Here is a 9,652-nt window from a genome sequence, read left to right on the forward strand (position 1 = left end):
GCGGAGATGCCATGATCGCCCGCGAATTGGCGCATCAGTGGACCGACTCGCAATTGCCACCGCCGCGCTGCCGGACATCCTGACCACCGCGGCTGCCCTGGCCGCCGCTACCAGCAAGGACGCATCATGACCCGCCACTTCCTGAAGGACACCGACCTCAGCCCGGCCGAACAGGCGGAAGTGCTGCAGCTGGCCGCTGACATGAAGCGGTCTCCCTACCGCTACCAGCCGTACGCCGGAGACGGGGCGGGACGTAAGACCGTGGCCGTGATCTTTGACAAGACCTCCACGCGCACCCGGGTGTCCTTCGCCGCCGGGATCGCGGACCTGGGCGGGGTGCCACTGGTCATTAATCCCGGCGAATCACAGCTGGGACACAAAGAGTCCGTCTCCGACACCATCAAGGTATTGGAACGGATGGTCTCCACGGTCGTCTGGCGGACCTACGCCCATGCCGGGCTGGAGGAGATGGCGGCGCTGTCCCGCGTGCCGGTCATCAACTCGCTCTCCGACGACTATCACCCCTGCCAGTTGCTGGCCGACCTGCTGACGGTGCAGGAACACAAAGGCAAGCTGGCCGGCCTGACCATGACCTATCTGGGCGATGCGGCCAACAACATGGCCAACTCGTACCTGCTCGCGGGAGCGACGGCGGGGATGCACGTGCGGATCGCCGGACCGGCCGGGCACCTGCCGGCGGCTTCGGTCGTGGCCGAAGCCGAAGCACGCGCCGCCGAAACCGGCGGATCGGTTCTAGTCACCACGGATCCCGCCAAGGCGCTGGCGGAGGCCGACGTCGTCGCCACGGACACGTGGGTCTCGATGGGCCAGGAAGAGGAGAAGGCGGAGCGGCTGGAACTGTTCAAGGACTACGCCGTAAACCAGGCGGCCCTGAAGCTGGCAGCCGACGACGCCGTCGTGCTGCACTGCCTGCCCGCCTACCGCGGCTACGAGATCGCCGCCGAGGTCATCGACGGCCCCCAGTCGGTGGTGTGGGACGAGGCGGAGAACCGGCTGCACGCCCAGAAGGCGCTGATGGCATGGCTGATGGACCAGTCGTCGCTGGCTCCCTTGGCCGGGAGCTGACGGCCGTGAACACGATGCCAGCCACCAAGACCGCCCGCCAGGCCAAGATCACCGCGATCCTCACCGGCGAGTCGGTGCGCTCCCAGGCGGAACTGGCCGCCCGGCTGGCGGAGGAGGGAGTCCAGGTAACCCAGGCCACGCTCTCGCGGGACCTGGTGGAACTGGGGGCGGTACGGGTGCGCGGCCAAGACGGCGGGCTGATCTATGCGGTGCCCGGCGAGGGCGGGGAACGCACGCCTCAGAGCGGCGTGACCCAGGAGATCCTGGACGCCCGGCTGGCCCGGCTCTGTGCCGACCTGCTGGTGACCGCCGAGGCCTCCGCAAACCTAGTGGTCCTGCGGACACCGCCGGGGGCGGCCAACTTCCTGGCGCTGGCCATCGACCACTCGGTCATGCCGTCGGTCTTAGGCACGATTGCGGGCGACGACACCGTTCTGCTGGTGACTCGGGATCCGGCCGGCGGAGCTGCGCTCGCCGCACGGTTCCTGCAGTTCGCCGACGAATCCTCGCGCAACGCCTGAACCCCATAACCTAGTCGCAGCAGCAGCAGCCGGCGCGGAAGCCGGCGCAACGAGCCATCTCCGCCGGCCGGCACGGCAGGATGCGGAACCGTCACCAGGGCAACCTGGCGGAAAGGGAAGATACAACGTGACGCAGGAACCGAAGAGCCCCACCGGGCACACCAACGAAGGCGCCCTCTGGGGCGGCCGCTTCGCCGGTGGGCCGGCCGATGCCCTGGCCGCGCTGAGCAAGTCCACGCATTTCGACTGGCGCCTGGCACAGTACGACATCGCAGGTTCCCGCGCCCACGCCAAGGTGCTGCACAAAGCCGGACTGCTCGACGGCGCCGAACTGCAAGGCATGCTCGCCGCCCTGGACCGGCTCGACGACGACGTGCGGTCGGGCGCGTATGTGGCGGCCGAGTCGGACGAGGACGTGCACGGTTCCCTGGAGCGAGGGCTGATCGAACGGGCCGGCGCCCAGCTGGGCGGAAAACTCCGGGCCGGGCGGTCCCGCAACGACCAGATCGCGACCCTGGGCAGGATGTACCTGCGCGACCACGCACGGATCATCGCGGGGGGAGTGCTGGCAACCATCGACGCGCTGCTCACCCAGGCCCGCCGGTATCCGGAGGTTGCCATGCCGGGCCGCACCCACCTTCAGCACGCGCAGCCGGTGCTGCTGTCCCATCACCTGCTGGCCCACGCCTGGGCGCTGCTGCGGGACGTCCAGCGGCTGGCGGACTGGGATAAGCGGGCCGCGGTCTCTCCCTACGGCTCCGGGGCCCTGGCCGGTTCCTCGCTCGGTCTGGACCCCAACGCCGTCGCGGCGGACCTCGGTTTCGACTCCGCGGTCTGGAACTCGATCGACGGAACTGCGGCGCGGGACGTCTTTGCCGAATTCAGCTGGGTCGCGGCCATGATCGGCGTGGACCTGTCCCGGATATCGGAAGAAGTCATCCTGTGGGCCACCAAGGAATTCTCCTTCGTGACGCTGGACGATGCCTATTCCACGGGCTCCTCGATCATGCCGCAGAAGAAGAACCCGGATGTCGCGGAATTGGCCCGCGGCAAGGCCGGCCGGCTGATCGGCGACCTGACGGGGCTCCTGGCCACGCTCAAGGGCCTGCCGCTGGCCTACAACCGTGACCTGCAGGAAGACAAGGAACCGGTCTTTGACGCGGCAGACACCCTGGAGCTGCTGCTGCCCGCCGTCGCCGGCATGATCGAAACGCTTGTCTTCAATACCGAGCGGCTGGAAGCGCTGGCCCCGCAAGGGTTCGCGCTGGCCACCGACATTGCCGAATGGCTGGTCCGGCAAGGCATTCCGTTCCGGGAAGCGCACGAGCTGTCCGGTGCCGCCGTGAAGCAGGCCGAAAGCCGCGGAGTTGAACTCTGGGACCTGACGGACGAGGAATTCGCAGCCATTTCCCCGCAGCTGACTCCGCAGGTGCGTGAAGTGCTCACGGTTGAAGGTTCGCTGGCCAGCCGCAGTTCGCAGGGCGGCACCGCCCCGGCCGCCGTGGCCGCCCAGATCGCGGCGCTTGAGGCAGCGCTGGACGGCGCACGTGGCTACGTCTCCGGCGGCCGCCCCTGAGCCGGCCTCGCCCCGGCACGGGTAAGTTACCGGCCGGTAGCAAATGGTGCTGCGGTAGTTTGTGAAGCGACGGGTCGAGAGCCACTGAGCCGAGGGAGCGAGCATGTCGACGCTGAGCCAGGACGAGGAAAAGCTGGTGCCGGAGGGCCGGATCGAGCGGGTTGACGGGGACTACGTCCTGGCCTTCGACCGACAGTTCGATTACCCGCGCAGCTACATCTGGAGCCTGCTGGCGGAAAAGGACAACGTCGCCAAATGGCTCGGCACGCTCGATGCCGACTGGCAGCTGGGCCATACCTATGAGCTGGATCTGGGCGGTGGCACCACCAGCGGCACGGTCCTGCAGCTGAATCCGCCGCTCAGCCTGCAGATCAGCTGGGAGGACGAGCTGGGGCAGGAAGCGGTCATCGAATGGCGGGTGCTGGAGAGCGACGGCGGTACCTTGCTGCAGTTCCGCTCGCGCGCCGAGGGGCCGGACTTCCTGACCGAAGGCAGCGCGGGCTGGCAAACAATCCTGGACGCACTCGCCGCCGTCGCGAGCGGACGGCCGTCGGACCCGGAGCCCGGTCGATGGGCACGGCTGCGGGAGGCCTATGCCCGCCACTTCCGGCTCTCGCATTCGATGGGCACCGCCCACAAGGATTCGGGGCGCACCAGCCTGCGTTTCGAACGGTTGCTCGACGCCGCCGCAACGGAGGTCTGGGCGGCCCTGACCGAGCCGGAGCTGTTCGGCAAGTGGCTGGGCCCCGGCCGCGTGGAGCTGCAGACCGGCGGCGCCGTCGAATTCACCCTGCCGGAACGGACGGTTACCGGGGACGTTGAGTATGTGCTCGCCGGCAGCCGTCTCGACTACACCTGGACCGCTCCGGAGGGCAGCGGAACCGTGCACTGGATGCTGGAACCGGCCGACGGCAAGACCCGCCTGCTGCTGGTGCACAACATCGGCCGGGAGATATCGCCCGAAGCCCTGATGGCCCGCTGGCATGCGCGGCTGGATGCCCTCGCCACGGTCCTGGGCGGCGGCCATGTGCATGATTCGGCGCACCGGCTCGAAGCCCTGACGCGCTTCTACCAGCGGGTGCAGCCGGCCTAGTGGACGCAGCGTTACTTCACTGGCTCGCCCGGCCCGCCGTGGACGTCGCCCCGGGGCTGCTCGGCGCCCGCCTGACACACACCACGCCCGAGGGAACAGTAGCCGTGCGGCTCACCGAGGTTGAGGCCTACATGGGCGAGCACGACCCCGGATCTCATGGCTTCCGCGGCCCGACAAACCGCAACAAGGCGATGTTCGGCCCGCCCGGCCACATCTATGTCTACTTCACCTATGGCATGCACCATTGCGTGAATATCGTGTGCGGCCATGAGGGCCAGGCAACGGGAGCCCTGCTCCGCGCCGGTGAAATCACCCAAGGACTTGACCTTGCCCGAAGCCGGCGCGCTACGGCCAAAAACGATGCGGAACTGGCTCGGGGGCCGGCCCGGCTGGCCACGGCCCTGGGGTTGACGCTGGCGGACAACGGCAGGGCCCTCACCCAGGGGGAACTGGAACTCGCACGACCGGCCGTCCGGGCCTCCCATCAGCATGTGCGGAGCGGGCCGCGGGTGGGCGTGAGCGGCGAGGGCGGCACCGCGGCCTACCCGTGGCGTTTCTGGCTCGAGGGGGACCCGACGGTCTCGCAGTACCGGGCCGCGAAGCCGCGCCGGCGCGCCGGCAGCGGGTAGGGTAGACGGGTGAATGAACGTCCCCGCGAATCAGTTGAAGCCATGGTCAACCGTCTGTCGGAAACGGTTCGGGACTATCCGAAGCCAGGGATCATCTTCCGGGACCTTACCCCTGTATTCGCCGACGGCGAGGCGCTGCACGCCTTGGTGCACGCGCTGATCGATCCGTTCGAGGGCCAGTTCGACGCCGTGGCCGGTGTCGAGGCCCGCGGCTTCCTGCTGTCCGCTGCGGCCGCGTATGCCTCCGGCACCGGGGTCATCACCGTGCGCAAGAAAGGCAAACTGCCGCGCAGGACGATTTCCGAAGACTACGCGCTGGAGTACGGCACCGCCACGCTGGAGATCCATGCCGATGAACTGGTGCCGGGTTCGCGCGTCCTGATCCTGGACGATGTGCTGGCCACCGGAGGGACCCTCGGCGCGGCGTGCCGCCTCTTCGAACGGGCAGGGGTGCAGGTTGCCGGATTCGGCGTGGTCCTCGAGCTCTCGGCCCTGCGGGGCAGGTCTGCCCTGACCGGGCACCGCATCCGCTCGCTGGTGCGTGAATAGGCCCCGGCAATTGCGTCCTTGGCGAAAGGGCGCGTGCCCACCCGCCCGCGGTCGTTCCGACGGAAGAAAATTCGGCGCGCCGGTAGTAGAATGGACGGTCTGCCTTTTGGGGAGGGAAAACACGTATGCCTGAATCGCCTTCGGCCCATGCCGAGCTTGAACTTGAGCGCGCCTACGTAGCGGGGCTGTACCGCCGGCTGGAAGAACTGCGCGCCGAGAAACAGGAACAGTTGGCCCGCGTCCGCAGCAGCGGGGCCGTGGGAAGCATGCAGAACATTTCCGAGCGCGACGCTTTTGCCACCATGTATGAAGACCGGCTGGCGCAACTGAACGCCGTGGACGACCGGTTGGTGTTCGGCAGGCTCGATCTGGACGACGGCGACCGCCGCTACATCGGGCGGATCGGACTCAGCACAGCAGACCTGCAGCAGCTGATGGTGGACTGGCGGGCCCCCGAAGCCGGGGCGTTCTACCAGGCTACGGCCTTCGAACGGCTCGGAGTCCGGCGGCGCCGGCACCTGATTTTGCAGGGGCACCAGGTCAAGGGCATCGAAGACGACGTGCTGGATCCGACCATGCTCTCCGAGGACGGGGTCCTGCAGGGCGAAGGGGCCCTGTTGGCGGCGCTGAATTCGAAGCGGACCGGAGCCATGTCCGACATTGTCGGCACCATCCAGGCCGAACAGGACCGCATCATCAGGGCCCCGATGCCGGGGATCCTCGTGGTGCAGGGCGGTCCCGGTACGGGCAAGACCGCCGTCGCCCTGCACCGGGCGGCCTACCTCTTGTATTCGCACCGCGAACGGCTGAAGTCCGCCGGCGTGCTGCTGGTGGGGCCATCGAACTCTTTCATGAAGTACATCGAGCGGGTGCTTCCCTCGCTGGGCGAGACCGGAGTGGTGATGTCCACCCTGGGCGGGCTGATGCCCGGCGTACGGACCGTGTCCGAGAGCAACCCGGCCGTGGCCGAGATCAAAGGCCGCCTGTCCATGGCCGGCGTCGTGGCCAACGCAGTGGCCAACCGGCAGCGGCTTCCGGCGGAACCGCGCAGGCTCAACGTCGAGGGCACCATGCTGACGCTGACGCCGCGCCAAGTGGCACGGGCCCGCGACCGGGCACGGGCAACCGGTAAACCACACAACACGGCCCGGGTCACGTTCGTGAAGATCCTGCTGCGCGAACTGGCGGACCAGTTGGCGGAGGCACTGGAGAAATCGTCCGGACCGGGAAACAACGCGGACCGTGCCTATCTGATCGAAGACGTGCGCACCTCGCGCGACGTCAGGGTGGCGCTTAATCTGTGCTGGATGCCGCTGACCCCGGAACAGCTGGTCAGGGAACTGCTCAGCAAGCCGGCCCATCTGGAGGCGGCCGCTCCCGATCTGACGGAAGCCGAACGCAAGCTGCTGCTGCGCCCCGCGGACGCGCCGTGGACGGAAGCCGATGTGCCGTTGCTGGACGAAGCCGCGGAGCTGCTCGGGGACATGGATGCCTCGGCCGGGCGGGACAAGGCCCAGCGGGATGCCGAGCGGGCCCGCGACGTCGCCAATGCGGAGCAGTCGCTGCGGAACGTCGACCAGATGCTGCGTGATATCGGGATCGACGGTGTGGTCAGCGCCGAGGACCTGGCCGGTTACAACCAGGCGCAGCAGACCCGCTTCACCGCTGCCGAACGGGCCGCCGTTGACCGCACCTGGGCCTTTGGCCACATTGTGGTCGACGAGGCGCAGGAGTTGTCGGCCATGCAGTGGCGGCTGCTGATGCGCCGCTGCCCGCTTAAGTCGTTCACCGTCGTCGGCGATATCGCCCAGACTAGTTCGGCCGCCGGCGCGGAATCGTGGCAGCAGGCACTCGAGCCGTTCGCCGGCGACCGCTGGCAGCTTGAAGAACTCACCGTGAACTACCGCACGCCGTCCCAGATTGCGCAGGCCGCGGTCCGGATGGCCAACGCCGCGGGCCTGGTCGTGACGGCTCCGAAGGCCGTGCGCGACGGCCGCTGGTCGCCGGTCGTGGACCGGGTGCCGGAGGGCCGCATGGTCGAACGGCTTTTGGAGGTCATGCCCGAGGAGCTTGCCGCTGCCGACGGCGGTCTGTTGGCGGTTATTGCCTCCGACCACCGCCTCCGGGACGTCCGGGACGCGCTGACCGCAGCCTATGGTGCGCGGGTGGGCGGCGGTGCCGGGGGGATGGAACAGGACATCAGCGTGCTGGGTCCGCAGGAGGCAAAGGGCCTGGAGTTCGATTCCGTTGTAGTGCTTGAGCCGGGTGAGCTTCTCCACCGGGTCGGCGGCCGCGTCGGAGATCTCTACGTCGCCATGACCCGTCCGACCCAGCGGCTCCGGCTGTTGGCCGAAGGCGACGTCCCCGAGGGCATTGAAGGCTGATAATTTGGTATCCGTGAATAATACGTTTTTCGCTTCCCAACGCAACGACCCTGGTTTTGCCAATGTTTGGCAGGAACTGAAGTGGCGCGGCCTCGTCCATGTTTCGACCGATGAAGCCGAACTGGAGAAGGTGCTGGCGGGGGACCCGATCACGTATTACTGCGGCTTCGACCCCACCGCACCCAGCCTTCACCTGGGCAACCTGGTCCAGCTGCTGACCATGCGCCGGCTCCAGCTGGCGGGGCACAAGCCGCTGGGCCTTGTAGGTGGTTCCACCGGGTTGGTCGGCGATCCCCGACCTACCGCCGAGCGCACCATGAACACCAAGGAAACCGTCGCCGAGTGGGTGGACCGCCTGCAGGGACAGGTGCAGCGCTTCCTGGACTTCGACGGTACGAACGCCGCGCGCATGGTCAACAATCTGGACTGGACGGCCCCGCTGAGTGTCTTGGACTTCCTGCGCGACGTCGGCAAGCACTTCCGCGTCGGCACGATGGTCAAGAAGGACATCGTCGCGTCCCGGCTGAACTCGGACGAGGGGATCAGCTACGCCGAATTCAGCTACCAGATCCTGCAGGGCATGGATTACCTGGAGCTGTACCGGCAGTACGGCTGCATCTTGCAGACCGGCGGATCCGACCAGTGGGGCAACCTCACCAGCGGCATCGAGCTGATCCGCAAGGTGGAGGGCAAGTCTGTCCACGCCATCGGCACGCCGCTGATCACGAACTCCGACGGAACCAAGTTCGGCAAGAGCGAGGGCAATGCCATCTGGCTGGATGCGGACATGTGCAGCCCCTACGCCATGTACCAGTTCTGGCTCAACACGGCCGACGCGGACGTGGTGCAGCGGCTCAAGGTCTTTACCTTCCGTTCCCGCGAGGAGATCGAAGCGCTTGAGCGCGCCGTAGCCGAACGGCCGCATGCCCGTGAGGCACAGCGTGCGTTGGCCTATGACGTGACGTCGATTGTGCACGGCCCCGCCGCCACCGAGAAAGTGATCGCCGCCTCCGCGGCCCTGTTCGGGCAGGGCGACCTGGCCGAGCTGGACGAGGCGACTCTTGTCGCCGCCACTGCCGAGCTGCCCAGCGCAGTGACCGGTGCAGCTACCACCGGCATCATTGACTTGTTGGTCCAGTCCGGTCTGGCCGCCAGCAATTCCGCGGCGCGACGGACCGTAGCCGAGGGCGGCGCCTACGTTAACAACCAGAAAATTACCGATCCGGACGCTTCGGTCGGGAGTGAACAGTTCCTGCATGGCAAGTACCTGTTGATGCGCCGCGGGAAGCGCACTCTCGCCATGGTCGAAGTGTCTGCCTGATTCCGTCGGCGTTCGCACGTCAGCCGGCCACGTCGAAGGGCCCGCAGTCCCCCTGGTCAGGGGAGGCCGCGGGCCCTTCGGCATCAGTGGCGGGCATCACCCGCCGGCGATTTGCGGGCCCGTCCGGTGCCGTGTATTGTTTTCTGAGTCGCCGCCGCTGGTTGTGAAACAGCCGGCCGGAACGCGACAAGCCCCTTCGATAAAAAGACAGCGACTGGCATGCGCCCGAGTGCGCAGACAAATTAGCTGGGTTTTTGTGATGGGTTCCTTTTCTCGAGGTAAATGAAGCGGAAACGCCGATTTGACAGAAAGAAAAGGAATGAAATAAAGTAGAAACATCGCAGCGAAGAAAAGCAAAGCGAATTTCGGAAGAAATTCTTTTGGGAAGTATTCGTTTGCTCCTGTTGTTTGAGAACTCAATAGTGTGCCAAGTTTGTTGATACCAATTATTTATTGGTTGAAAGTGCCGTGGCGTGCCGCCCCTGTGGTGTGT

General features: G+C 66.9%; 8 protein-coding genes. All 8 read left to right on the forward strand.

From position 1 onward, the window contains the following. Positions 1-126: 126 nt before the first annotated feature. On the forward strand, positions 127-1,086 hold the full coding sequence (argF, locus tag AC5RV2_RS10750) for an ornithine carbamoyltransferase (RefSeq protein ID WP_494092318.1): 960 nt from the start codon (positions 127-129) through the stop codon (positions 1,084-1,086). Further along, on the forward strand, positions 1,041-1,607 hold the full coding sequence (locus AC5RV2_RS10755; protein ID WP_494092319.1) for an arginine repressor: 567 nt from the start codon (positions 1,041-1,043) through the stop codon (positions 1,605-1,607). Before argF ends, AC5RV2_RS10755 begins: the two co-directional genes overlap by 46 nt. A gap of 127 nt (positions 1,608-1,734) precedes the next feature. After that, a complete protein-coding gene (gene argH / locus AC5RV2_RS10760; protein WP_494092320.1) occupies positions 1,735-3,183 on the forward strand; it encodes an argininosuccinate lyase in 1,449 nt (482 codons plus the stop codon). Between the two features lie 103 nt (positions 3,184-3,286). After that, positions 3,287-4,276 (forward strand): SRPBCC domain-containing protein, encoded by a 990-nt coding sequence (locus tag AC5RV2_RS10765; protein WP_494092321.1) that lies wholly within the window; start codon positions 3,287-3,289, stop codon positions 4,274-4,276. Further along, positions 4,276-4,905, forward strand: a complete 630-nt coding sequence (locus AC5RV2_RS10770; protein WP_494092322.1) for a DNA-3-methyladenine glycosylase — start codon at positions 4,276-4,278, stop codon at positions 4,903-4,905. Before AC5RV2_RS10765 ends, AC5RV2_RS10770 begins: the two co-directional genes overlap by 1 nt. A gap of 42 nt (positions 4,906-4,947) precedes the next feature. After that, a complete protein-coding gene (locus tag AC5RV2_RS10775) occupies positions 4,948-5,454 on the forward strand; it encodes an adenine phosphoribosyltransferase (protein ID WP_493977814.1) in 507 nt (168 codons plus the stop codon). Between the two features lie 125 nt (positions 5,455-5,579). Beyond that, on the forward strand, positions 5,580-7,838 hold the full coding sequence (locus AC5RV2_RS10780; protein ID WP_494092323.1) for a HelD family protein: 2,259 nt from the start codon (positions 5,580-5,582) through the stop codon (positions 7,836-7,838). 4 nt (positions 7,839-7,842) lie between these two features. Next, complete coding sequence (gene tyrS, locus AC5RV2_RS10785; protein ID WP_494092324.1) at positions 7,843-9,159, forward strand: tyrosine--tRNA ligase; 1,317 nt, start codon at positions 7,843-7,845, stop codon at positions 9,157-9,159. The last annotated feature ends 493 nt before the right edge of the window (positions 9,160-9,652 follow it).

The sequence above is a fragment of the Arthrobacter sp. Y3225116 genome, assembly GCF_059091245.1.